The following is a 23,957-nucleotide window of genomic DNA, read 5'->3' as shown; positions in this document are numbered from 1 at the left end:
AGTTTTGCCATCAGTACCGCTACAATACGCGGGTTATGACGTACCAGAGAGACACTATGCAACAATCCGCCAAGCAGATCTACAAGCGGCTTCTGAGTTACACCTTCGATTTTAAAGTGCCCGCCTTGTTTGCCATTATTGGCATGCTCGGTTATGCCGCAATGGACGCACTCTTTGTTCAGCTGATGCAGCCTTTTATCGATGATGGCCTGACAGAGCGCAACGCAGAGGTGTTAAAAATGGCACCCATTGTGGTGGTGCTACTGGTTATAGGACGGGGTATTTTCAATTACATGGCATCATACTGCCTGAGCTATGTGGGTTCTCAGGTGGTCAGAAAGCTACGCCAATCCTTGTTTGAGCATATGTTATTTTTACCCGTGAGTTTTCATGATCAACATTCTAATGGTGAAATGATCTCGAAAATCACGTTCGATACTGAGCAAGTGCAACAAGCCGTAACCCGTGCTTTGCAGGTTATGATCCGTGAAGGGGCTTTTGTATTATTCCTTCTGGTGGTGATGTTCAACGCCAGCTGGCAGTTGTCCTTGATATTCTTAGTTGTTATTCCCATTGTTGGCGTGATTGTCAATCTGGTCTCTAAGCGTTTTCGCAAGATCTCAAAGAACATTCAGGATGCCATGGGAGAGGTGACCCGCAGTTCTGAGCAAATGCTGGCGGGGCATAAAGTGATCCATGGCTTCGGCGGCCAGGACAAAGAGATAACTCACTTTGCTGATGTCAACAATCGTAATCGCCAGCAAAGAGTGAAGATGGATGCGACCAGGGCGCTAAGCGTGTCTGTGATCCAAATTATTGCAGCCAGCGCGATGGCGTTGATCCTTGCTATTATCGCGATGCCAGATATGATCGACACGATTTCGTCGGGTACCTTTGTGTCTTTGACAACGTCGATGATGATGATGCTCAGACCGCTCAAGCAGTTGGCTAATGTGAATAGTGATTTACAGCGGGGGATTGCCGCTGCCACCAGTATTTTTGAAATTCTGGACAAAGAGCAGGAAAAGAATACAGGCAAGCTCGAAGCGGATAGTGTGAAAGGCGAGCTGACAGTTTCTGGTGTGACATTCCATTATCCGGGCAAAGACGAAGCCGTTATAAAATCCTTGTCTTTGCAAATTCCGGCCGGTCAGAGCATTGCGCTAGTGGGGCGCAGTGGCTCGGGCAAATCAACTTTGTCCAACCTGTTGCCACGTTTTTATGACTGGGATGAAGGAGAGATCACCCTCGATGGGGTGAAACTTCAAGACTACACTTTGCCATCACTGCGTAAACAGTTCGCGCTGGTGTCACAACAGGTGATGTTGTTCAACGATACCATCGCTAATAACATCATGTATGGTCTGGAGCGCCCCTATACCCAGGAGGAGCTGGAGCTGGTGGCGAAACAGGCGCATGTCTGGGAATTTGTTAAAGACTTGCCAGAGGGTTTGAATACCATGGTGGGTGAAAATGGCGTCATGCTTTCCGGCGGTCAGCGTCAACGCATCGCTATCGCCCGTGCAATTGTTAAAAATGCCCCCATTCTGATATTGGATGAAGCAACTTCGGCATTGGATACTGAGTCAGAGCGGTTAATTCAGCAAGCGCTCGACAACCTGATGAAAGATAAAACCTCTATTGTGATCGCACATCGCTTGTCGACCATTGAGCAATCAGACTGCATCTATGTGCTCGATCAGGGGCGTATTGTCGAGCAAGGCAAGCATCAGGCATTGCTGGAGCAAAAGGGGATTTATGCTGCTTTGTGTCAGATGCAGTACGGTGAGCAGGCATGAATCGCTTAGAGCGCAGTTGGTATCAACCTTTAGGGCTGATAAATATCTTACTGTTGCCTTTGTCTGGGGTATTTTGGTTGCTGAGTTCACTGCGCAGGGCGCTGTTTAAGCTGGGTCTTAAACGTGTCTATAAAGCGCCCGTGCCGGTGATCATCGTTGGCAATATCGGCATAGGTGGCAACGGCAAAACGCCGTTTGTGTTGTGGCTGGTGCCATATCTTGAATCTTTGGGTCTCAAAGTCGCGGTGATCAGCCGTGGCTATGGTGCACACCCCCCCAGCCTGCCATATCGAGTGACAGATAGCAGCAGCGCCAAAGAAGCAGGTGACGAGCCTTTATTGATATACAAGCGATTAGGCTGTCCGGTGATGATAGGTGGTGATCGCCAGGCGAGTATTGAACTGCTGATGCGCGAGGATAAACCGGATATTATCGTCAGTGACGACGGCCTGCAGCACTATCAGCTGGCCCGGGATATTGAGATTTGCATCGTTGATGCGCAGCGCCGCTTTGGTAACACTCTGTTGCTACCGGCTGGCCCATTACGTGAAACGCCGAGCCGCCTTAAGCACACTGACTTAGTCGTCTATAATGGCAAGTCAGATGGGGTTGGCTATGAGCTGGTACGCAGTGGCTATTTCAGCGTCCGCGATAATCAGACAATTGAAAAAATAGCTGAGCAGGGCATTGCTGTAAGTGCCATTGGCAATCCGCAACGCTTTGAACAATCATTGCGCTCAGATGGTGTTGAGCTGCTTAATACACTGCATTTTGCCGATCACCACGCTTACAGCGAGCCTGACTTTGCGACCTGCGAAGACCTGGCAGTATTTATGACCGAAAAAGACGCAGTAAAATGCCAGTCATTCGGTAAAGAAAATTGGTATTATTTAAAAGTAGACGCACAGCCAAGTGCTGAACTTACACAACAACTTAATTCGTTATTAAAACAAAAAGGGATAGTCAACCATGGCCTTTGACACTAAATTACTCGAGATTATTGCCTGTCCGGTTTGCAAAGGAAAACTGAGATTTGACAAAGACAATCAGGAGCTGATCAGCACGGCTGCGAAACTGGCTTACCCGGTAAGAAACGACATTCCAGTACTATTGGAAAATGAAGCGCGCGAATTATCGCTCGAAGAGGTCGAAAAGTGGAATTCATAGTCGTTATTCCGGCGCGTTACGCTTCAACCCGTCTGCCGGGCAAACCTCTGGCTGACATTTGTGGTAAGCCTATGATCCAACATGTTTATGAGCAGGCCATGAAGTCCGGTGCTAAAGCCGTTTATATCGCGACCGATAATGCGCAGGTGTTTGAGCGCGCTCAAGCTTTTACTGAAAACGTATTGATGACGCGAGAAGATCATCAATCGGGAACGGAGCGTCTTGCAGAAGTGGTTGAACAGCTGGGACTGGCTGATGATACCTTAGTGGTTAATGTTCAGGGTGATGAGCCCTTACTGGCGCCGGAAAATATCACTCAGGTCGCTACTTTGCTGCATGATGCGCAGGAAGCCCCGATGGCCACACTCAGTGTGGACGTTACAGACGTTCACGAAGTGTTGAATCCTAATGCGGTCAAAGTGGTTCAGGATGCCCACCACAATGCCCTGTATTTTTCACGCGCTTCTATCCCGTTTCAGCGCGACAGCATGATGACGCTGGATGAGAGCAAAGTTCCACTGGCACATTTTCAACGCCATGTGGGTATCTATGCCTATCGTGCCGGTTTCATTAAAACCTACCTGGCTTTACCGGTTTCTCCCCTCGAAGGTCAGGAATCGTTGGAGCAGTTACGCGTACTGTATCACGGTTATCGGATCAAAATTGCCAAAGCTTGCCGTCCAGTTTATGCCGGGGTTGATACACCGGAAGATTTAAAGCGTGTAGTCGAGTATCTCAATGGCACCCATTGAGGTCATTGCCAGTCACCCGGACTTTGTGGTGGCGCTTAAGCCCGCGGGAGTGAGCTTTCACAGTGAGCAGGAAAGCGGTTTTGTTGCTTTATTAGCTGAACAGCTTGGAGAATCGCTATACCCAGTACACAGACTCGATAAGGTGACTTCGGGCTTACTGGTACTGGCTCGCTCTAGTCATGCAGCAGCCAGGCTGACTGAGCTGTTTACCAGTAGGACCGTGGATAAATTCTATCTTGCCCTGATTGACAGCAAACCTAAAAAGAAGCAAGGCTGGATTAAAGGCGATATGGCTAAGTCGCGGCGTGGCACTTATAAGTTATTAACGAGTCAGGACAACCCGGCCATCACGCGCTTTTACAGTGCCAGCGTAGCACCGGGTCTCAGAGCTTGTTTACTCAAACCATACAGCGGCAAAACCCATCAGCTGCGGGTGGCGTTAAAAAGCCTGTCTGCACCAATCCTGGGTGATGTCAGTTATGGGGGGAGTGAGGCCGACAGGGTCTATCTGCATGCTTACTGCTTAAGTTTTGAGTGGGATAGCGAAAGAATGACATTTTATGCTTTGCCGCAGGGCGGGGCGCGGTTTGCTGAGCTGGCAGACACAGAAGTAATGCAAAGCTGGGCAAAGCCCAGAGAGTTAGAGTGGTAATATGACGCAAGATACATCCTTAAGATTTGGTGGCATAGGCCGCTTGTATGGTGATACAGAGCTAGCCTGGCTTGGCGAAGCCAGTTTCTGTGTAATAGGTATTGGCGGCGTAGGTAGCTGGGTAGCAGAAGCTCTGGCGCGCACCGGTATAGGTAAAATAACTCTGATCGATCTTGATGACATCTGTGTCACAAATATCAATCGCCAGCTACATGCAAAAACTGAGAGTATAGGCCAACCTAAAGTCGAAGCCATGCAGGCGCGTTGTCAGTCTATCAACCCGGATTGTCAGGTTGAGGTAATAGATGACTTTATCACACTCGATAATATCAAAGAGCATATCCAGGGATTTGATTATGTCATCGACTGTATCGATGCGGTAAAAGAGAAGGCGGCGCTGATAGCCCACTGTAAGCGTCAAAAAATCCCAGTGATCACCACTGGTGGCGCAGGTGGTCAGACAGATCCAAGTCAGATTTGCTATGGAGACGTGGCCAAAACGACACACGATCCTTTGCTTGCAAAAGTCCGATATCTGCTGCGCAAGCAATATAATTTTACAACTAACCCGAAACGCAAGTTTGCCGTTGATTGTGTGTACTCAACGGAGCAACTGGTTTACCCAACGGGAGACGGTAGCGTCTGTAAGGCCAAGCAAATGGCTGATGGCAGTAAAAATATGGACTGTGCGACCGGGTTTGGCTCTGCAACTATGGTGACAGGCAGTTTTGGCTTTTTTGCCGCGGCAAAAGCGATCCGTAAGCACCTGGACAAGCGGGCAAGGGAAGCTGGCTAAATTACTAGGGGTCTTTCAGGTGCTATTGCAGCACCTGAAGTTGTTGATGAATACGCTCCACAATTGCGCGAACGCCATTACCACGAGATGGGCTCAGGTGTTTGATAAGGCCCAGAGTGGAAAATAACTCATAGCCATCAATTTTTTTTGCTTCTGCCGGTAACTGGTTGTTATAGCAAGCAAGAATAATTGCCAGTAAACCTTTCACTATGCGAGTGTCAGAATCGGCGATGAGCACCAGTCGCTGTTGTTGCTCATCCAGATCCAGGTGCAACCAAACTTTACTTTCACAGCCTTTCACCAGAGCAGCTTCCGTTTTAAGCGCATCAGGCATCGTTGGGAGTGCTTTGCCCAGTTGCATGATTTCGCGATATTTGCCCTGCCAGGCGCTGTGCTGAGCAAGGGTCTGCTCTATGTGTGATAAGTCCATAATTACTCTTCTAATAAGCTGATTGTGTCTTTCAGTGCCGCGATAAATCGACAGATGTCTTGATGATTATTATAAAATGCCAGGCTGACTCGGATAGTCCCCTCAATGCCCAGATGTGCCATTAGTGGTTGCGTGCAGTGATGGCCGCTTCTGACGGCAATACCGTGGGTATTCAGTAGCGTTGCCAGGTCGTAATGATGTTCATTTTTATAACTAAAGCTGATTGTGCCGACATTATGGGTGGTATCGCCCCAAATCCGGATCCCATCAATTTCGCTTAGTTGTTTAACTAACGAGCGATAAATCGCCTGTTCGTGCTGGAACAAAGAGTTATGCTCGAGCGCCATCAGGTATTCCAGCGCTGCGCCAAAGCCAATCACACCGGCAATGTTGGGCGTGCCGGGCTCAAATTTTTCAGGTGCCGGGCGAAACGTTGTGCCAGCAAAGCTGACTGTGTCTATCATTTCACCACCGCTTTGATAGACGGGCAGGGCATTCAGCAGGTCATAGCGACCATACAGGCCACCGAGGCCAGTAGGCCCTAACGCTTTGTGAGCGGAAAAGACATAAAAATCGCAATCAAGTTGCTGCAGATCCGGGCGCAGGTGTAATAAAGACTGTGCGCCATCTATCACTGTAATGGTATCTGATTTTTTGCAGCTGCCTATCAATGCTGCCACGTCATTGATATTACCCAGTGCATTGGAGGCATGACAGACGCTCAGTACTTTTGGTTTCAGGCTCGCAATCAGCGCTTTGGCTTGTTCTAGCTGGAGAATACCTTGCGCATCTACTGGCAACAACTCAATACGGGCGCCTGTGCGCTGTGCCGCGAGTTGCCAGGGAACAATATTCGCGTGATGCTCCAAAGGCGAAAGCAGGATCACATCATCTTTATCCAGACCTTCGCTGAGGCCATAGGCGATTAAATTGAGCGAGGCTGTGGCGCCACTGGTCCAGACGATTTCTTTGCTTTGTACGTTCAGAAACTGCGCAATTTTGCCTCTCACAGCTTCGTAGGCGGTCGTTGCCTGCTCACTGAGCGTGTGTAAACCCCGGTGTACATTGGCGTTTTGAGACTGGTAAAACTCCTTTACAGCCTGGATAACCTGATGCGGCTTTTGGGTCGTTGCAGCAGAGTCTAAATAACACAATGGCTGGTCATCTAGTGACACCGAAAAAATGGGGAAATCATGCCGAAGTTGTGTGCAAGGGTTTTCGTTCAAAAGGGTCTCCTACTGCGCCTGAACAGGCGGATTTTACCGGATTTATAGTGGCTTGCAAGTCTGTCTGATCGAGAGGCATAAAAAAGGGCTGCCACTGGCAACCCTATTTTAAAAGCGTAAGTTAAGCGTGGCTTATCTGTCGCCTTCTTTTTTGTAGTCGCGTGCAGTGTAACCTGTGTACAGCTGACGTGGACGACCAATTTTGTGGCCCGGCTGAGACAGCATTTCGTTCCAGTGTGAGATCCAGCCAACAGTACGAGACATAGCGAAGATCACAGTGAACATGCTGGTTGGAATACCGATTGCTTTCAGGATGATACCTGAGTAGAAATCAACATTCGGGTACAGTTTCTTCTCAACAAAGTACGGGTCTTCAAGCGCGATTTGTTCAAGTTTCATTGCAACGTCAAGCAATGGATCCTGAATGTTCAGCTCTTTCAGTACTTCGTGGCAAGTTTGACGCATTACTGTCGCACGTGGGTCGAAGTTCTTGTATACACGGTGACCAAAGCCCATCAGACGGAACGGGTCGTTCTTGTCTTTTGCTTTTGCAACGTATTCGTCGATACGGTCAACTGTGCCGATTTCTTCCAGCATGGTCAGACATGCTTCGTTTGCACCACCGTGCGCTGGGCCCCAAAGTGAAGCGATACCTGCTGCGATACACGCATAAGGGTTAGCACCTGAAGAGCCAGCAAGACGGACTGTTGAAGTAGACGCGTTTTGTTCGTGGTCAGCGTGAAGCATGAAGATACGATCCATTGCTTTCGCCAGAACAGGGTTCACCTTGTACTCTTCAGCCGGTACTGAGAACATCATGTGCAGGAAGTTTTCAGCGTAGCTCAGGTCGTTACGTGGATAGACGAACGGCTGACCTGTGTTGTACTTGTATGCCATAGCAGCAATCGTCGGTAGCTTAGCAACCAACTTGATTGCACAACGCATACGCTGATCAGCGTCTGAGATGTCCAGGTCATCATGGTAGAATGAAGACAATGCACCAACCACACCACATAGCATCGCCATTGGGTGAGAATCTACACGGAAGCCTTGGAAGAAAGACGCAATTTTCTCATGCAACATAGTGTTGTGCGTGATGTTCTTTGCAAATTCTTCAAGTTGCGCGTCGTTTGGTAATTCACCGTTTAGAAGCAGGTAGCACAGCTCAATGTAGTTAGATTGCTCTGCTAATTGCTCGATTGGGTAACCACGGTGTAGTAGTACACCCTTTGCACCATCGATATAAGTAATAGATGATTCGCAAGAGCCAGTCGACATAAAACCAGGGTCGTATGTGAAGAAGCCGTGAGCGCCAAGTGTGCGGACGTCGACTACGTCCTGGCCAGCAGTGCCAGAGTAGATCGGGAGTTCGATCGGATCATGACCATCGATATGGACTGTGGCTTTCTTATCTGCCATCTATTTATCTCCTATGAAATAACAATATTCTGATTGTTATGTTGTGATACTAATGTTAAGCAAATTCAGATCATTCTAACTTAAAATGGGGGTGGAAAGTCAATTTTTCTGAGAATTATGCAGAAATGTATGATAAATATTCTACGCAGTTTAAATATTATACCATCGGCTAATTCGCAAGCGTCTCAATCTAAACAAGAATTGTAAAAGGCCGCTTGGCCTTATATACTATCTACGGTTTTATACCGTGTCGTCTGTGGGTAAACCTATTTTTACATTGGCATTTTTCACTTTGTGAACCGCTCAGTGTTTAAACAGGTATATCTAGAGTGTGCCATTTGTGCAAGCAGCGCAAGTGGTTTTATAAAAACAAGTAGATGAGCTCCTTTGTGAGCAAGATGGGCAAGTAACTGTGAAAAAGCAAAGACCTGTAAATCTAGATCTTACGACTATTTCTATGCCACCTACGGCAAAAGCGTCGATTTTGCACCGTGTCACCGGTGTTGCGTTATTCTTCGCATTGACCTTTGTCATTTGGGCGTGGTCTGAGTCTCTTTCTTCTCCTGAAGGGTTTGAATTTGTTAAAGAGCTAATGACTGGCTTTATTGCAAAATTCATCGCGTGGGGCACCCTCACCGTATTGTCTTACCACATCATTGGCGGTGTACGTCACATGATCCAAGACATGGGTCACTGGGAAGAATTAGAATCGGGCAACACCAGTGCTAAAATCGCATTGGCGCTGTGGGTAATCGTAGCCATCCTGGCAGGAGTGTGGATATGGTCTTAAATCAAGCAACTCTGAAGCGCGACGGTGTGCAAGACTATGTGTCTCTGCGCACGACAGCACTAATCATCCTGGCTTATTCGGTGTTTATCGTTGGCTATTTTTTGCTAACGCCCGAAATCAGCTATGAAGCCTGGACAGGTTTATTCTCAAACCTGGCCGTTAAAGCGGCAACTTTCATCACATTGGTATGCATCATGGTCCACACTCGCATTGGCTTGTGGCAGGTTCTGACGGACTACGTTAAGTGTTCAACGATGCGCTCTGTGCTGGGCTTTGTACTTAATCTGATGGCACTGGCTTATGTTGTTGTTGGCCTGTTTGTATTGTGGGGTGTTTAAGTGAAATATAATGTTCGTGAATTTGACGCTGTTGTAGTTGGCGCCGGTGGTGCTGGCATGCGCGCAGCGCTTGCGATTTCTGAGTCAGGCAAAACTTGTGCATTGATCTCTAAAGTATTCCCTACACGTTCTCATACGGTATCTGCACAGGGTGGTATTACAGTTGCGCTGGGTAACTCCCACGAAGACAACTGGGAATGGCACATGTACGACACGGTAAAAGGTTCTGATTACATTGGTGACCAGGATGCGATTGAGTACATGACCAAAACAGGTCCTGAGGCGATCACTGAACTTGAAAACATGGGTCTGCCTTTCTCTCGTTTTGAGAACGGCCGTGTTTATCAACGTCCTTTCGGTGGTCAGTCTAAGAATTTTGGTGGTGAGCAGGCTGCACGTACTGCGGCTGCGGCAGACCGTACAGGTCACGCATTGCTACACTGCTTGTACCAGCAAAACGTTAAGAACAAAACTAACGTTTTCTCTGAGTGGTACGCGCTTGACCTGGTTAAGAACGACAAAGGCGACGTAGTTGGTGTTACTGCAATCGACATCGAAAGCGGCGAAGTCGTTTACTTCAAGTCTAAAGCCGTTGTTTTAGCAACCGGTGGTGCAGGTCGTATCTACGCATCAACCACTAACGCGCACATTAACACGGGCGACGGTGTTGGTATGGCGGTTCGCGCTGGCATCTCTATGCAGGACATGGAAATGTGGCAGTTCCACCCAACCGGTATCGCTGGAGCGGGAACGCTGGTAACTGAAGGTTGTCGTGGTGAAGGTGGTTACCTTCTGAATAAAGACGGCGAGCGTTTCATGGAACGTTATGCGCCTAACGCGAAAGACCTTGCGGGTCGTGACGTTGTTGCTCGTGCGATGATGACTGAAATCCGTGAAGGCCGTGGTTGTGAAGGTCCTTGGGGTACACACATTAAGCTTAAGCTTGACCACCTGGGTGAAGAAATGCTTAACCTGCGTCTGCCAGGCGTATGTGACCTGTCTAAGACATTCGCACACGTTGACCCTGCTAAAGAGCCAATTCCGGTTATCCCAACTTGTCACTACATGATGGGTGGTGTTCCGACCAACGTAAATGGTCAGGTACTGAACGTGAATGAAAACGGCGAAGAGCGCATCATTGAAGGTCTGTTCGCGGTTGGTGAAATCGCGTGTGTATCTGTACACGGTGCAAACCGTCTGGGTGGTAACTCACTGCTTGACCTGGTTGTATTCGGTCGTGCGGCAGGTAACTTCCTGGGTACTTACCTACAAGGCTTTGAGTCTACAGGTGATGCATCTTCTGACGATGTTGAGCAGGCATTTGCGCGCTTTAACCGTTGGGAATCGTCTGAGAAAGGCAAAGGCGAAGACCCGGTTCAGATCAAGAAAGATCTACAAGAATGTATGCAGCTTAACTTCTCGGTATTCCGTGAAGGTGATGCGATGGCGGATGGTCTTAAAGAGCTTAAAGAGATCCGTGAACGTCTTAAGTTTGCGCGTCTTGACGACAAGTCAACTGAGTTTAACACCCAGCGTATCGAGTGCTTAGAGCTTGATAACCTGATGGAAACAGCTTACTCAACAGCCGTTGCAGCTAACTTCCGTACAGAAAGCCGTGGTGCACACTCTCGCTTTGACTTCCCTGAGCGTGACGATGAGAACTGGCTGTGCCACTCTCTGCATCACCCAGAGTCAGACACGATGACTAAGCGCGAAGTAAATTTTGCGCCTAAGACACGTGAAGCATTCCCACCGAAAGCACGTACATACTAGGAGCTAAGCGATGGCAACTTTAGAATTATCTGTTTATCGTTACAACCCTGACGTAGATTCAGCACCTCGTATGCAAGATTACAAGCTGGAGGTTGAAGAAGGTCGCGACATGATGGTGCTAGATGCACTGTTAATGTTGAAAGAACAAGATCCAACATTGTCGTTCCGCCGTTCATGCCGTGAAGGTGTGTGTGGTTCAGACGGTGTAAACATGAATGGTAAGAATGGTCTGGCTTGTATCACGCCACTATCTGCATTGCAGAACAATGGTAAAGGCAAGATTATTGTTCGTCCACTACCTGGTCTGCCAGTGATCCGTGACCTGGTTATCGACATGAGCCAGTTCTACACGCAATATGAAAAGGTAAAACCTTACCTGATCAACGACAAGCCAACCGGTGGAGAAGAGCGTCTTCAAAGCATTGAAGAGCGTGATAAGCTGGATGGACTGTACGAGTGTATTCTGTGTGCATGTTGTTCAACGTCATGCCCATCATTCTGGTGGAACCCAGATAAATTTATCGGTCCTGCGGGCCTTCTTCACGCGTATCGCTTCCTGGCTGACAGCCGTGATACTGCAACAGAAGAGCGTCTGGCTGACCTTGATGACGCGTTTAGCGTCTTCCGCTGCCACAGTATCATGAACTGTGTAAGCGTTTGTCCGAAAGGCTTGAATCCTACTAAGGCGATCGGACACATTAAATCTATGTTGTTAAATCGTTCGGTTTAATACATATTTAAATCTACAGATGGCATGCTCAGCATGCCATCTTGTTTTCGTTTAAGTTTCTGCGCTAGAAAAAGGGCTAATAAATGCACGAAGGTGTGATGAAGGCATGGCTGGAATCTTCGCACTTATACGGCGGCAACGTTGCATATGTTGAAGATTTATATGAGGCGTATCTTGATGATGCGGCTTCAGTGCCAGAAGAATGGCGAGAAGTGTTTGATCAACTGCCAAAGGTAGAAGGCGTTGACGTTGATGTTAAGCATTCAGAGATCAAATCTCAGTTTGCAGACCTTGCTAAAAACAAACACAGAGAAGTAATCGTTTCTGCGGAAGGTGCGGCAGATGCAAAACAGGTTCGTGTTTTGCAGCTTATTAATGCATTCAGATTCAGAGGTCACCAAAACGCGAATTTAGATCCGTTGGGTCTATGGCAGCGTGATCGAGTTCGTGAACTCGACCTGGCCTATCATGATTTAGACAATGCCGACCTGGAAAAAGAATATAACGTTGGCTCTTTTGCGAGTGGCAAAGAGACAATGAAGCTAAAAGACTTATACAATGCATTGAAGACCACTTACTGTGGCTCTGTCGGTGCAGAGTATATGCACATTACTTCAACAGAAGAAAAACGTTGGTTACAGCAGCGCATCGAATCTTCCTTCGCACAGCCTAAATACAACAAAGAAACTAAGCTTAGGATCCTTAAAGGCCTGACCGCCGCTGATGGTCTTGAAAAGTATCTGGGTGCTAAATTCCCGGGTGCAAAACGTTTCTCACTGGAAGGCGGTGATTCACTGGTTCCCATGCTGAAAGAGCTGGTACATCGTGCCGGCGAAAGTGGCCAGGAAGAAGTGGTCATTGGTATGGCACACCGTGGTCGTCTGAACGTATTGGTTAACGTACTGGGCAAAAACCCACAAGTACTGTTTGACGAATTCGCGGGCAAATACGGCGAATCAGCGGGCTCTGGTGACGTAAAATATCACATGGGTTACTCTTCAGACTTCGCAACGCAGGGCGGCAACGTTCACATGGCGCTGGCGTTTAACCCGTCACACCTTGAGATCGTAAACCCGGTTGTCATGGGGTCGGTACGTGCACGTTTGGACCGTCTTAACTGTAAGAGTGGCTCTAAAGCACTGCCAATTACTATCCACGGTGACTCAGCTATCGCAGGTCAGGGGGTGGTACAAGAGACATTCAACATGTCTCAGACTCGTGCTTATGGTGTGGGTGGTTCAATCCGCATCGTGGTGAACAACCAGGTTGGTTTCACTACGTCAAACCAGGAAGATACGCGTTCAACCGAGTACTGTACTGACATCGCTAAGATGGTTCAGGCACCTATTTTCCACGTTAACGCGGATGACCCGGAAGCGGTTGCGTTCGTGACGCAAGTCGCGCTTGATTTCCGTAATAAGTTCAAGCGTGATGTGGTGATTGACTTGGTTTGTTACCGTCGTCATGGCCACAACGAAGCCGACGAGCCAAATGCAACTCAGCCTCTGATGTACCAGAAGATCAAAAAGCACCCAGTGCCTCGTCAGATCTATGCTGACAAACTGGTATCTGAAGGCGTACTGAGCGCTGAAGAAGCGAAGACGCTAGCTGATGATTACCGTAACGGTCTGGACAAAGGCCAGATTGTGGTTGAAGAAATTCAACCTGAGACCAAGCACTCTTCAGATTGGTCTAAGTACGTTGGTCACGACTGGGATACGGCTTACGAGGCAAGTGTTCCGGTTGAAAAGCTCAAAGAGTTAAGCGAGAAAATCTCGACTTACCCGGCTGATCACAAAGCTCAGTCGCGGGTTAAGAAAATCTACGACGACCGTAAGACCATGGCCAGTGGCGAAAAGCTACTTGACTGGGGTATGGCAGAAACGCTTGCTTATGCGACTTTGGTTGATCAGGGTACAGACATTCGTCTGACCGGTCAGGATTCAGGCCGTGGTACTTTCTTCCACCGTCATGCTGTTGTTCACAACCAAGCTGATGCTTCAACTTACCTGCCGTTGCAAAATGTTCGTGACGATCAGGGTCTGTTTGAAGTATATGACTCAGTATTGTCTGAAGAAGCTGTCCTGGCGTTTGAATATGGTTACGCGACAGCAGAGCCAACTTCATTGGTATTGTGGGAAGCACAATTTGGTGACTTCGCTAACGGTGCCCAGGTTGTATTCGACCAATTCCTGAGTTCAGGTGAGCAAAAGTGGGGCCGTTTGTGTGGTCTGACTTTATTACTGCCACATGGTTACGAAGGTCAGGGTCCAGAGCACAGCTCAGCACGTCTTGAACGTTACCTGCAACTGTGTGCAGACCACAACATGCAAGTGTGTGTACCAAGTACACCTGCACAAGTGTATGCCATGTTACGTCGTCAGTCAGTACGTCCTCTGCGTCGTCCACTGATTGTTATGACACCAAAATCTTTACTTCGTCACCCTCTGGCTGTGTCTAGCCTGGATGAGTTGTCCGAAGGTGTTTTCCACAACATGATCGACGAGATTGATGACATCAATCCTGAAAACGTCGAGCGCGTTGTGTTCTGTAGCGGTAAAGTTTATTACGAATTGCTACAGGAGCGTCGCAAGCAAGAGCTGAACAATGTCGCTATCGTTCGTGTGGAGCAGCTTTATCCGTTCCCGCACAAAGAGATGGACGAAATCATGGCTCGCTACCAGCACGTTAAAGACTTCGTATGGTGTCAGGAAGAGCCTCAAAACCAAGGTGCCTGGTACTGTTCACAACACCATTTCTGGGAAGCTATCCCCAGTGGTGCGAAGTTGACTTACGCCGGTCGTAAAGCTGCAGCAGCGCCTGCATGTGGCTACATGTCGACCCATACAAAAGAACAAAATGCGTTGATTGCTGACGCTTTAACTATTAAGAAATAAGGAATTAGAGATGACGACCGAAATTAAGGTTCCTGTTCTTCCTGAATCTGTTGCAGATGCAACAGTTGCCACATGGCACGTAAGCGTTGGTGACAAAGTAAGCCGTGACCAAAACCTGGTAGATATCGAAACAGACAAAGTTGTGCTAGAAGTGGTTGCACCGGAAGACGGTGTTATCGTCGCTATCTCTGAAGAAGAGGGCGCAACGGTTCTTGGTGAGCAAGTTATCGCACAGCTGGGCGCGTCAGATGCCGCTCCAGCGCAATCAAATGAACAAACAGCAGCGCCAGCAGCGGCGCCAGCAGCAGAAGGTAAAGAAGTGGACATTAAAGTACCTGTACTTCCTGAATCAGTAGCAGACGCTACAGTTGCAACTTGGCATGTACAACCAGGTGAAGCGGTAAGCCGTGACCAAAACCTGGTAGACATCGAAACAGACAAAGTTGTTCTTGAAGTTGTTGCACCTGAAGACGGTGTAATGGGCGAGCAACTGCACGCAGAAGGTGAAACCGTTCTGGGTGAGCAAGTAATTGGTAAACTGGTTGCTGGTGGTGCGCCAGCAGCGGCTCCAGCTGCACAGGCTGACGCTGCACCAGCAAGCGATGACAATGCAGACGTGCTAACGCCATCTGTACGTCGTCTGATTGCTGAAAAAGGTCTTGATGCTTCACAAATCAAAGGCACTGGCAAAGGCGGTCGTATCACTAAAGAAGATGTTGACGCATTCCTGAAAGCGCCTGCGGCAAAACCAGCAGCAGCGCCAGCGGCGGCAGCACCTGCGGCGCCTGTGGGTGACCGTACTCAGAAGCGTGTTCCAATGACTCGTCTGCGTAAGACAATCGCGAACCGCCTGCTTGAAGCGAAGAACTCAACAGCGATGCTGACTACCTTCAACGAAGTAAACATGAAGCCTATCATGGACCTTCGTAAGCAGTACAAAGACGTATTTGAAGAGCGTCACGGTATCCGTCTTGGTTTCATGTCTTTCTACGTGAAAGCGGTTACAGAAGCACTGAAGCGTTTCCCTGAAGTAAACGCGTCTATCGACGGCGATGACATCGTTTACCACAACTACTTCGACATCAGCATCGCTGTATCTACACCACGTGGTCTGGTAACACCAGTACTACGCGATTGTGACAAGCTATCTGTTGCTGAAATCGAAAAAGGTATCCGTGAGCTGGCACTTAAAGGCCGCGACGGTAAGCTGACTGTTGACGATATGACTGGTGGTAACTTCACCATCACTAACGGTGGTGTATTTGGTTCACTACTGTCTACGCCTATCATCAACTTGCCACAGTCTTCAATCCTGGGCATGCACAAAATCCAGGAACGTCCAATGGCAGTCAATGGCAAGGTTGAGATCCTGCCTATGATGTACCTGGCGCTATCTTACGATCACCGTCAAATCGATGGTAAAGAATCGGTTGGCTTCCTGGTTACAATTAAGGAACTTCTGGAAGATCCAACACGTCTGCTTCTGGACGTTTAATCATCTAGATTAAAGATTAAGCTGTATGTGAGCATAATGTCCGCATACAGCTTTTTTTTTGCGCCATTAGTCTTACTGGGGTTTTCATACAAGGCCTTGAGATCTATACTATGGGCGCAATTTGGGATAGCTGATTATTTGCATAAATATTCAGCTTTTTTAGTATAAAAAATTGGATAAAGCATCATGAATTTGCATGAGTATCAGGCAAAACAACTTTTTGCCGAATATGGTTTACCTGTATCAGAGGGTTACGCTTGTGACACGCCTCAAGAGGCTGTAGAAGCTGCTGGTAAAATCGGTGGTGACAAGTGGGTTGTAAAATGTCAAGTACACGCTGGCGGCCGTGGTAAAGCGGGCGGTGTAAAACTAGCAGACAGCAAAGACGAGATCCGCGCATTTGCTGAAAACTGGTTAGGCAAAAACCTGGTAACCTACCAAACTGACGAGAAAGGTCAGCCAGTTGCTAAAATCTTAGTAGAAAGCTGCACTGATATTGCAAATGAGCTATACCTGGGTGCTGTTGTTGACCGTGCTTCACGTAAAATCGTGTTCATGGCATCAACTGAAGGTGGTGTTGAGATCGAAGAAGTTGCTCACAACACACCAGAACTAATTCACAAAGCTGAGATCGATCCACTAGTCGGTCCTCAGGCTTACCAAGGTCGTGAGCTTGCGTTCAAACTAGGTCTGAACCCAACTCAAGTTAAGCAGTTCACTAAGATCTTCATGGGTCTTGCTGACATGTTCATCAACCACGACTTTGCACTACTAGAGATCAACCCTCTGGTAATCACTGACGAAGGTAACCTGCACTGTCTTGACGGCAAGATCGGTGTAGACGGCAACGCATTGTTCCGTCAGCCTAAGATCCGTGAATTCCACGATCCTTCACAAGAAGACGCGCGTGAAGCTCACGCAGCAAGCTTCGAGCTGAACTACGTTGCACTAGACGGTAACGTAGGTTGTATGGTTAACGGTGCTGGCCTAGCGATGGGTACAATGGACATCGTAAACCTGCACGGCGGTAAGCCAGCTAACTTCCTTGACGTAGGTGGTGGCGCAACTAAAGAGCGTGTATCTGAAGCGTTCAAGATCATCCTTTCTGATGACAACGTTAAAGCTGTACTAGTTAACATCTTCGGCGGTATCGTTCGTTGTGACATGATCGCAGAAGGTATCATCGGTGCGGTTAAAGAAGTTGGCGTAAACGTACCAGTAGTTGTACGTCTTGAAGGTACTAACGCTGAAGCGGGTCGTGAAGTACTAGCTAACTCTGGCCTTGACATCATTGCAGCAGAGTCTCTAACTGACGCTGCTGAGAAAGTAGTTGCTGCTGCGGAGGGCAAATAATGTCTGTACTAATTAACAAAGATACTAAAGTAATCTGTCAGGGTTTCACTGGTGGCCAGGGTACTTTCCACTCTGAGCAAGCTATCCAGTACGGTACGCAAATGGTTGGTGGTGTTTCTCCTGGTAAAGGCGGCACAACTCACCTGGGTCTGCCAGTATTCAACACTGTACGTGAAGCGGTAGAGTCTACTGGTGCAACTGCATCTGTAATCTACGTACCAGCTGCATTCTGTAAAGACGCTATCCTTGAAGCGATCGACGCAGGTATCGAGCTAATCGTATGTATCACTGAAGGCATCCCAACACTTGATATGGTTGATGTTAAAGTGAAGCTGGAAGAAACTGGCGTTCGCATGATTGGTCCTAACTGCCCAGGTGTTATCACTCCGGGCGAGTGTAAGATCGGTATCATGCCTGGTCACATCCACCTTCCTGGTAAAGTAGGCATTGTATCTCGTTCAGGTACTTTGACTTATGAAGCGGTTAAGCAAACTACTGACGCTGGCTTCGGTCAGTCTACTTGTGTAGGTATCGGTGGTGACCCAATCCCAGGTACTAACTTCATCGACGTACTGGAAATGTTCCAGAACGATCCTAAGACTGAAGCAATCGTAATGATTGGTGAGATCGGTGGTACTGCTGAAGAAGAAGCGGCAGAATACATCAAGCACAACGTGACTAAACCAGTTGTTTCTTACATTGCAGGTGTTACAGCGCCTCCAGGTAAGCGTATGGGTCACGCTGGTGCAATCATCGCAGGCGGTAAAGGTACAGCTGACGAGAAGTTCGCTGCACTTGAAGCTGCTGGCGTTAAGACCGTTCGCTCACTTGCTGAGATCGGTTCTGCACTAAAAGAAAAAGCAGGCTGGTAATCACTTTACCTGTACTGTAAAAAAGGCGCCTCAGGGCGCCTTTTTTGATCTTTTCTTTACAATTCTTCTGATAGCTTATTGTCTAATTTGATGTATTTTTCTGTATAATCCGCGTTCGATTTTTTGCTTGTCTTACCTCTTTGTTTTAGAAGGCAATACCAATTTGCTCAATCAAGTGTTCTATTTTGAGGCGAGAAAATAGGGGCGATAACAAGGCAAAAATTTTGCTATTTAGTTGTACTAAATGAGAAATTTTTAACACAGTTAGCGTCATATTTGCTCCGTCAAATTGAACAGGTATTAAGTGAAATTGGTATAGCTACCTAACTGCGTCTGTCTCAGCATTGTTATTTGACCTTGTTTGGTAAGCAGCATAAAGCACCATTTTTTTATCATGTCGCTATTTTTTGCTTATAGGAAATTGTATGAGATTTTTATTGGGATCGTTAGTGATTGCTTTACTCGCTGGATGCGGCGGTGGGTCATCTGAATCAACTGGTAATGCTACGCCGGGCACTCAGGGTGGTCAAAGTTCAACTCATAATACTGCTCCGACCCTGAAGAGCGACGAGGGGACATGGGTCATTTCTGCCAATGTGCAGAGCACCAAGCGCTTTGAATTAAGTGATAGAGAAGGGGATTCTGTTAGTGTTTCACCAGAAGACCTGCCTGAATGGCTGAAGTTGGATCAAACAGGCAATGCATTTTCTTTAACTGCCGAGCCAGGTATCTTTGATGTAGACACTCATAGCATAGCGCTAGTGCTGTCGGATTCTAAAGACAGGTCTGCTCAGACTATCGTCATTCAGGTAACTGCTGATCCCGGATCTCACCCTTCAGAGACAATCACTTTATCCGACGATGTTGTACAGGGTACCTGGTCTAACCAATCTGGCGACGTGCTATTTCACTTTACGGATGATAATAAGGGGCTGGGGCTGTATAAGGATCAGGGCTTCGCATTTGACTGGAACAACCTGGATGACATTGAACTGACTACACGAGAAGCCGAATGTATCGCACACTGTAGTCGTACTCAGTTTTTACCTATTGAGGTTGTTGCACAACAAGGCGACAAAATAGCGGTAAAAATACATGCCGGTGAGCAAGACTACGAGTTGGTTGTGTTAACAAAAGGGGATGTGAAGTCACTCGAACACACCTACTACATTGAACAACGTCTATCTGATGACATTTACGTCAGTAAGCTATCTACAAGTACCAGCTTACCTAGCCTGATAGGTGGAGTTCTGACTATTGACTATGAAGACTACAAACAACAAGTGCCGTTTCATTATGCCCCTTACTATGATGGTGATAACTATCTGATTTTGAGCGGCGGACCGGAGCGAAACCTCTTCGGCCGTTCATTAGAGAAAGAATTTCTGAATACCAGTACACAAACATTTAAAAAGCTAAGTTTTGACCCCAATATTCTCAGCGCAAAAATTGCAGCTGCGAAGGGCGACTTTGTGGCTCTGGAGTTTGTGTATCGTTTTGAAATTGTGCCGACATTGGATTCAGGCATAGTACCAGAAGCTGAATGGGGTAATTATGAAGGGCTCGACGATGTTATGGTCCCCAGGCGCAGCTATAAAATATACCGTGGCCTGGAGATGATGGACATTCCTGAGCTCTCTGCGGGCAGTCAAACTTTGGGGCTCTCGCCGATTCTCAGTGGAGAGTTGTCGACGGGGGGAACATTCAGTGCTGTGAATACTACACTCGAATTCACCTCTGCTACAGCGGGGGTTTATACCGCAACAGATGGTGTAACGGGGGAGCAGCACCGTTTAGATGTATCAGTAAGCAAAACACAAGATACACTGAGTTATACATTTGCTGATTACACGCAGACGGTCAGATATGGACAGTTTTTCAACAACCAATCTGCTTATATAAGAGAGCGTGGCGGGGATTCACCTTTTATTCTGGCAAGCATAGCAAAACTACCTGGTCAGGTTGAGCCAACGCAAGCAGATTACATGCGTACTTTTTACATCGATACCATGGATTTGAATAACAAAGGCCGACACCTGGTACTTGAGCCTCAGTCTGATGGTCGGGCGATTATATACACTGGCGGTATTTTCGGCCCTAATGGCCGTTGGCAGATGGAAGAGGACAACAGTATGAGTTTTATTCTGCCATGTAATGAAGATACCTATGCAGAGTGCCTGAGTGCCCAGACCGAGAAGAATGTACTGAATTTTAAGTTACTATATAAACAAAGGGAAGGGTATTGGTTTATGCGAGAGCATACCCATTACAGCCAGGACGACAATCAGCAATGGAATAGTCGTATTACTCATAACATGCAGTTTTTACGTGTATGTGATGTATGCTACTACTCCAGCAATTAAAATGATTTCAAAAAGGCGCCTGAGGGCGCCTTTTTTTTTACTCTGCCATATGTTCACAAAGGCATGTCTGCACAGATGTCGGCATGTCTGCACAGACACCCATTAGGGCATGTCTGCACAGACATATATGGACGCTCCAACAGTGTCAAGCCGAGTGGGCCTGCAAGATAGCGAATTTCGTTATCTTGTTCGTTATTTTATCTGCTTTGCCATGCCTGATGTTTGGTCCAGTCCGCAGTAAATTTGTTGCTCTGACATATATCCGGGCTTAACTGACTATCCAGCGCCCCTAATGAGTTCCGAGCCTGCACACCCTAAAATTAATACACCCACTCGGTCTGTAACGACCGTGCCTTCGTCGGGTTTTGCGCTGGCAGGGTTGGACCCTTTTTTCATCGTACTTTGGCAAACAGATAAGCGGTTGTCAGTGGCTCACTACACCCACACGGGTTCAGTGACCCTTGTCCGTGCCGAGCTCACCTGACAACCTAACCCTTGATGCATTGTGTCGCCCCCGATTGTGTATATTGCGGCTGATATGGTTCATTTCTCTGTAGTAATATCCACATCAATCTGGCCAGCCGGTGGGCAGTGGCCACAATGGTTTTATTTATACCAATTCGCTCTTTCAATGTGCAGACCCAGCGATTTAAATCGTCGTCTTTTTTATGTGCGTGTGTGACCACAGTACGAGCACCGTGGATTAATTGCTTACACAGATACCTATCTCCGCGCTTGGTGATATGGCTCAGAACGCTCTTATCGGCGGAAGCATATTGTCTGGGTGTGAGCCCTAACCAGACACCAAACTCTTTGGCACTGTTAAATGCCTGGCCTTTATCTATGCTGGCACTAAAAGCAGACGCGATGATTGGGCCGACACCTGGCAGGGATTGCATGATTTCAGCAGCCGGGTTGCGTTGGTTCGCATCTCGAAACAGAGAATCGAGTTGTCTTAACTGGCGTTCAAACGCTCTCAGCTCGGCGCAAGTTTCGTGTATAAGCAGCAGAATAACCGGTTGCAATTGTTGGTCGAGCAAAGTCTGAATGTGGCTGTAAAAAGCGCGATAACTTTTAGGTGTTTCAATACCAAATTCAAGCAAAAAACTCCGGGTCTGATTCAGGCATGCGGTACGCGCCTTAACCAACCTTTCCCTCATCCGGTGCAGTAATAAGACGGCTTGCTGTGATTCTGATTTCACAGGCACAAAGCGAATGTAAGGCCGCTGGCTTGCTTCATAAATAGCAAGGCAATCATTCTTATCATTTTTATTCCCTCTGACAAAAGGGGTGACATGTTGCGCAGGTACCAAATGTGCTTTATGACCTGCTTTGATACACATTCTTCCCCAGTAGTGGGCACAGCCACAGGCCTCCATAACGACTTTACAAGGCGGCATATTTTGAATGGTTTCTTTCAACTTCTGGCGGTTCACCCGGCGTGAGAAACAGGGCTTGCCGTGCTTATCCACGGCGAGTAATTGGAAAACGTTTTTAGCCAGGTCAATGGATAATGTGCTAACTTGATTCATGATGGATGCTCCTGTTAACTGTAAATATCACTCTCAGTTTGGCGCATTGACGCCGATTTAGGAGCGTCCATCTCAATCACCCATTAGTATATTGCTAGATTCTTATTGCTATTATCGAGTTATCTTATCGCCCATTTTGAGGTAAACCAGCGGGCTGTGAGTAAGCCAGGGAGAAGAACAGGTGCGAACTTGCTGTTTTGCGGGGCAGTGCTAAATCCGTTAAATGCGGGGGGAGAGGCCCCCGCTGAACAGGTTTAATCCTGATAACTGATATGCTGGAAGAAGCGTATAATCACGTCTTGCTTTTCAGGGTTAATTGGCAGTTTGCCGGTTAAACGACGGATCATGGTTTCGGCGTTGTTCATGAACTTACCATACCCAACGTCTTTTTTATCTTTGTCGCTGGCAACAACCACAAAATGCATAGTATCGCACAGGTGTTCACCTGCCCAAATAGAGCGCACCTGGCCATCGATCGCCGAAGTATCAAAGCTGAGCTTTTGTAATTCGCGGTTTGCGTCTGACTTATCTATCTGACTGCTGCGCACCAGAGGCAGGCGACCATCTGCGATAAAACCAACATGGGTCAGTTGTAACTGGTCGCATAAAGTCAAAAAGCTGTCTTCAATGCTGCGATAAAACTGAGCATAGTCGCCCGGGCGCATCTGACTTTGATATTCTGTTTTGATTGCACGGGTGATAGGCACAGAAAATGACACATAGCTCATCTCTGAGTGTTGCTCTGGTAAGCTACAGTTACGTGCCTGATAACGCGGATATAAACTACGCAGCTTGTATCCATAGCTTTCCCTGTGACCTTTCACCTTAGCGAAAATATCATAGGTCAGATGCTGATGATCGCGTACTTTATAGGACAGGCCTTCTGGTTCATACTGCTCTTTTAAATCGTCCAGCGCTTTTTTTACTTTGCTGTGAAAGCTGGCCGCGTTGGCGCGTAATTCGTCACCCGTTGCCAGGAATAACAAGCGGATTTTGCGCGCTCTGTGATCCGCTTCGTAGTGTATCTTGTGACCTTCGTGATATTTGGGGTTGTAAAAGAACAGGATCTGCTTATCCGTTTGCAGGGTGTAGGCCTCATCGTGATAGCGCACGACGGGCAGCTTGTCATTAGCAATCACGTGGACGTTAAATAATTCATGTTCGTCGCAAATGGCAAACAATTTTCGGGCCAGGCGTTGGTAGCAGCTTTCTACATCATCAAAACAATCGAAGAATGCGTCGCTGGGTTTAAACTCAGCCAGAATATAATGGTTGTTGCGTGCGTTCGTTGGAATGTAAACGCGGTTAAGATTCATTGATGCCATAGGTTTTTCCTTGCGATACCTCTGTTGTTGACGCCTATGATAGAGCGACCGTATGACGAATATATTGCGCTAGAACAAAATTTGTCATAAAAATGACGCGCTATTTTGCACTTGAATTGGCTGTTTTATGCCCAGGTATAGACAATTGCGAGGTAAATCTGTTTTCGCTTTAGTTTTACGCTGTTCGTTGCGCTAACTTTTTGTAATAATGCCTCAGTTAACTGGTACTAAATTTTCAGAGGAATGAG

At 47.5% G+C, this 23,957-nt stretch carries 20 protein-coding genes; 15 read left to right on the top strand and 5 right to left on the bottom strand.

Annotated elements, in window-relative coordinates; all coding sequences use genetic code 11:
* Positions 1 to 56: 56 nt before the first annotated feature.
* Genes msbA through tcdA form a run of 6 tightly spaced genes read left to right on the top strand, consistent with a single transcriptional unit; the run spans position 57 to position 5,166 of the window.
* Positions 57 to 1,799, top strand: coding sequence for a lipid A export permease/ATP-binding protein MsbA (msbA, locus tag AT705_RS04235; protein ID WP_058795623.1), 1,743 nt, complete (start codon positions 57 to 59; stop codon positions 1,797 to 1,799).
* The gene (gene lpxK / locus AT705_RS04230) at positions 1,796 to 2,779 is read left to right on the top strand and encodes a tetraacyldisaccharide 4'-kinase (RefSeq protein WP_058795622.1); all 984 of its coding nucleotides are present in this window, start codon (positions 1,796 to 1,798) and stop codon (positions 2,777 to 2,779) included. Before msbA ends, lpxK begins: the two co-directional genes overlap by 4 nt.
* Positions 2,769 to 2,966 (top strand): Trm112 family protein, encoded by a 198-nt coding sequence (locus AT705_RS04225; protein ID WP_010381495.1) that lies wholly within the window; start codon positions 2,769 to 2,771, stop codon positions 2,964 to 2,966. Before lpxK ends, AT705_RS04225 begins: the two co-directional genes overlap by 11 nt.
* Positions 2,954 to 3,718: a 3-deoxy-manno-octulosonate cytidylyltransferase gene (gene kdsB / locus AT705_RS04220; protein WP_058795621.1), complete on the top strand. Its 765-nt coding sequence runs from the start codon at positions 2,954 to 2,956 to the stop codon at positions 3,716 to 3,718. Before AT705_RS04225 ends, kdsB begins: the two co-directional genes overlap by 13 nt.
* Entirely contained in the window at positions 3,705 to 4,370 is a 666-nt protein-coding gene (locus AT705_RS04215; protein ID WP_058795620.1) for a TIGR01621 family pseudouridine synthase, read from the top strand. The genes kdsB and AT705_RS04215 overlap by 14 nt, the downstream gene beginning before the upstream one ends.
* Position 4,371: 1 nt before the next feature.
* Positions 4,372 to 5,166, top strand: coding sequence for a tRNA cyclic N6-threonylcarbamoyladenosine(37) synthase TcdA (tcdA, locus tag AT705_RS04210; protein ID WP_058795619.1), 795 nt, complete (start codon positions 4,372 to 4,374; stop codon positions 5,164 to 5,166).
* Between the two features lie 22 nt (positions 5,167 to 5,188).
* Here the strand turns inward: tcdA and AT705_RS04205 are convergent, their stop codons facing one another.
* The 3 genes from AT705_RS04205 to AT705_RS04195 all read right to left on the bottom strand — a co-directional run bounded on the left by AT705_RS04205 (position 5,189) and on the right by AT705_RS04195 (position 8,241).
* The gene (locus AT705_RS04205; RefSeq protein WP_058795618.1) at positions 5,189 to 5,596 is read right to left on the bottom strand and encodes a SufE family protein; all 408 of its coding nucleotides are present in this window, start codon (positions 5,594 to 5,596) and stop codon (positions 5,189 to 5,191) included.
* Positions 5,597 to 5,598: 2 nt separating this feature from the next.
* Entirely contained in the window at positions 5,599 to 6,822 is a 1,224-nt protein-coding gene (locus tag AT705_RS04200; RefSeq protein ID WP_058795617.1) for an aminotransferase class V-fold PLP-dependent enzyme, read from the bottom strand.
* A gap of 132 nt (positions 6,823 to 6,954) precedes the next feature.
* Positions 6,955 to 8,241, bottom strand: a complete 1,287-nt coding sequence (locus tag AT705_RS04195) for a citrate synthase (protein WP_058795616.1) — start codon at positions 8,239 to 8,241, stop codon at positions 6,955 to 6,957.
* Positions 8,242 to 8,653: 412 nt separating this feature from the next.
* Here AT705_RS04195 and sdhC point away from each other — a divergent pair, with 412 nt between their 5' ends.
* The 9 genes from sdhC (at position 8,654) to AT705_RS04150 (ending at position 20,852) form a co-directional block, all read left to right on the top strand.
* On the top strand, positions 8,654 to 9,031 hold the full coding sequence (gene sdhC, locus AT705_RS04190) for a succinate dehydrogenase, cytochrome b556 subunit (protein WP_081694265.1): 378 nt from the start codon (positions 8,654 to 8,656) through the stop codon (positions 9,029 to 9,031).
* The gene (gene sdhD, locus AT705_RS04185) at positions 9,022 to 9,369 is read left to right on the top strand and encodes a succinate dehydrogenase, hydrophobic membrane anchor protein (RefSeq protein ID WP_010381485.1); all 348 of its coding nucleotides are present in this window, start codon (positions 9,022 to 9,024) and stop codon (positions 9,367 to 9,369) included. Before sdhC ends, sdhD begins: the two co-directional genes overlap by 10 nt.
* Positions 9,370 to 11,142 (top strand): succinate dehydrogenase flavoprotein subunit, encoded by a 1,773-nt coding sequence (gene sdhA, locus AT705_RS04180; RefSeq protein WP_010381483.1) that lies wholly within the window; start codon positions 9,370 to 9,372, stop codon positions 11,140 to 11,142.
* Positions 11,143 to 11,152: 10 nt separating this feature from the next.
* Entirely contained in the window at positions 11,153 to 11,872 is a 720-nt protein-coding gene (locus AT705_RS04175; RefSeq protein WP_010381481.1) for a succinate dehydrogenase iron-sulfur subunit, read from the top strand.
* Positions 11,873 to 11,955: 83 nt separating this feature from the next.
* Positions 11,956 to 14,769: a 2-oxoglutarate dehydrogenase E1 component gene (gene sucA / locus AT705_RS04170; protein ID WP_049865972.1), complete on the top strand. Its 2,814-nt coding sequence runs from the start codon at positions 11,956 to 11,958 to the stop codon at positions 14,767 to 14,769.
* A gap of 10 nt (positions 14,770 to 14,779) precedes the next feature.
* Entirely contained in the window at positions 14,780 to 16,264 is a 1,485-nt protein-coding gene (gene odhB / locus AT705_RS04165; protein WP_049865971.1) for a 2-oxoglutarate dehydrogenase complex dihydrolipoyllysine-residue succinyltransferase, read from the top strand.
* A gap of 186 nt (positions 16,265 to 16,450) precedes the next feature.
* The gene (gene sucC / locus AT705_RS04160) at positions 16,451 to 17,617 is read left to right on the top strand and encodes an ADP-forming succinate--CoA ligase subunit beta (protein ID WP_010381475.1); all 1,167 of its coding nucleotides are present in this window, start codon (positions 16,451 to 16,453) and stop codon (positions 17,615 to 17,617) included.
* Positions 17,617 to 18,489 carry a succinate--CoA ligase subunit alpha gene (gene sucD / locus AT705_RS04155; RefSeq protein WP_010381473.1) on the top strand — a complete coding sequence of 291 codons (873 nt, stop codon included), beginning with the start codon at positions 17,617 to 17,619 and terminating at the stop codon, positions 18,487 to 18,489. Before sucC ends, sucD begins: the two co-directional genes overlap by 1 nt.
* 425 nt (positions 18,490 to 18,914) lie before the next feature.
* Positions 18,915 to 20,852 (top strand): hypothetical protein, encoded by a 1,938-nt coding sequence (locus AT705_RS04150; RefSeq protein WP_058795615.1) that lies wholly within the window; start codon positions 18,915 to 18,917, stop codon positions 20,850 to 20,852.
* A gap of 488 nt (positions 20,853 to 21,340) precedes the next feature.
* On the opposite strand, the gene AT705_RS04145 is transcribed toward AT705_RS04150, so the two are convergent.
* Both AT705_RS04145 and AT705_RS04140 read right to left on the bottom strand, forming a co-directional pair.
* Positions 21,341 to 22,384 (bottom strand): IS110 family transposase, encoded by a 1,044-nt coding sequence (locus AT705_RS04145; protein WP_058795614.1) that lies wholly within the window; start codon positions 22,382 to 22,384, stop codon positions 21,341 to 21,343.
* 254 nt (positions 22,385 to 22,638) lie between these two features.
* Positions 22,639 to 23,709, bottom strand: a complete 1,071-nt coding sequence (locus AT705_RS04140; protein ID WP_058795613.1) for a DUF3083 family protein — start codon at positions 23,707 to 23,709, stop codon at positions 22,639 to 22,641.
* Positions 23,710 to 23,957 lie beyond the last annotated feature (248 nt).

This window comes from Pseudoalteromonas rubra, from assembly GCF_001482385.1.
Classification (GTDB): domain Bacteria; phylum Pseudomonadota; class Gammaproteobacteria; order Enterobacterales; family Alteromonadaceae; genus Pseudoalteromonas; species Pseudoalteromonas ardens.
Note: the sequence above shows the minus strand (reverse complement) of the source record. Positions and strands in the feature narration are given on the sequence as shown.

Coding starts and splice junctions, on each gene's coding strand:
- msbA (WP_058795623.1), top strand. CDS start 57: ATGCAACAATCCGCCAAGCAGATCTACAAGCGGCTTCTGAGTTACACC.
- lpxK (WP_058795622.1), top strand. CDS start 1,796: ATGAATCGCTTAGAGCGCAGTTGGTATCAACCTTTAGGGCTGATAAAT.
- AT705_RS04225 (WP_010381495.1), top strand. CDS start 2,769: ATGGCCTTTGACACTAAATTACTCGAGATTATTGCCTGTCCGGTTTGC.
- AT705_RS04215 (WP_058795620.1), top strand. CDS start 3,705: ATGGCACCCATTGAGGTCATTGCCAGTCACCCGGACTTTGTGGTGGCG.
- tcdA (WP_058795619.1), top strand. CDS start 4,372: ATGACGCAAGATACATCCTTAAGATTTGGTGGCATAGGCCGCTTGTAT.
- AT705_RS04205 (WP_058795618.1), bottom strand. CDS start 5,596: ATGGACTTATCACACATAGAGCAGACCCTTGCTCAGCACAGCGCCTGG.
- AT705_RS04195 (WP_058795616.1), bottom strand. CDS start 8,241: ATGGCAGATAAGAAAGCCACAGTCCATATCGATGGTCATGATCCGATC.
- sdhD (WP_010381485.1), top strand. CDS start 9,022: ATGGTCTTAAATCAAGCAACTCTGAAGCGCGACGGTGTGCAAGACTAT.
- AT705_RS04175 (WP_010381481.1), top strand. CDS start 11,153: ATGGCAACTTTAGAATTATCTGTTTATCGTTACAACCCTGACGTAGAT.
- sucA (WP_049865972.1), top strand. CDS start 11,956: ATGCACGAAGGTGTGATGAAGGCATGGCTGGAATCTTCGCACTTATAC.
- odhB (WP_049865971.1), top strand. CDS start 14,780: ATGACGACCGAAATTAAGGTTCCTGTTCTTCCTGAATCTGTTGCAGAT.
- sucC (WP_010381475.1), top strand. CDS start 16,451: ATGAATTTGCATGAGTATCAGGCAAAACAACTTTTTGCCGAATATGGT.
- sucD (WP_010381473.1), top strand. CDS start 17,617: ATGTCTGTACTAATTAACAAAGATACTAAAGTAATCTGTCAGGGTTTC.
- AT705_RS04150 (WP_058795615.1), top strand. CDS start 18,915: ATGAGATTTTTATTGGGATCGTTAGTGATTGCTTTACTCGCTGGATGC.
- AT705_RS04145 (WP_058795614.1), bottom strand. CDS start 22,384: ATGAATCAAGTTAGCACATTATCCATTGACCTGGCTAAAAACGTTTTC.
- AT705_RS04140 (WP_058795613.1), bottom strand. CDS start 23,709: ATGGCATCAATGAATCTTAACCGCGTTTACATTCCAACGAACGCACGC.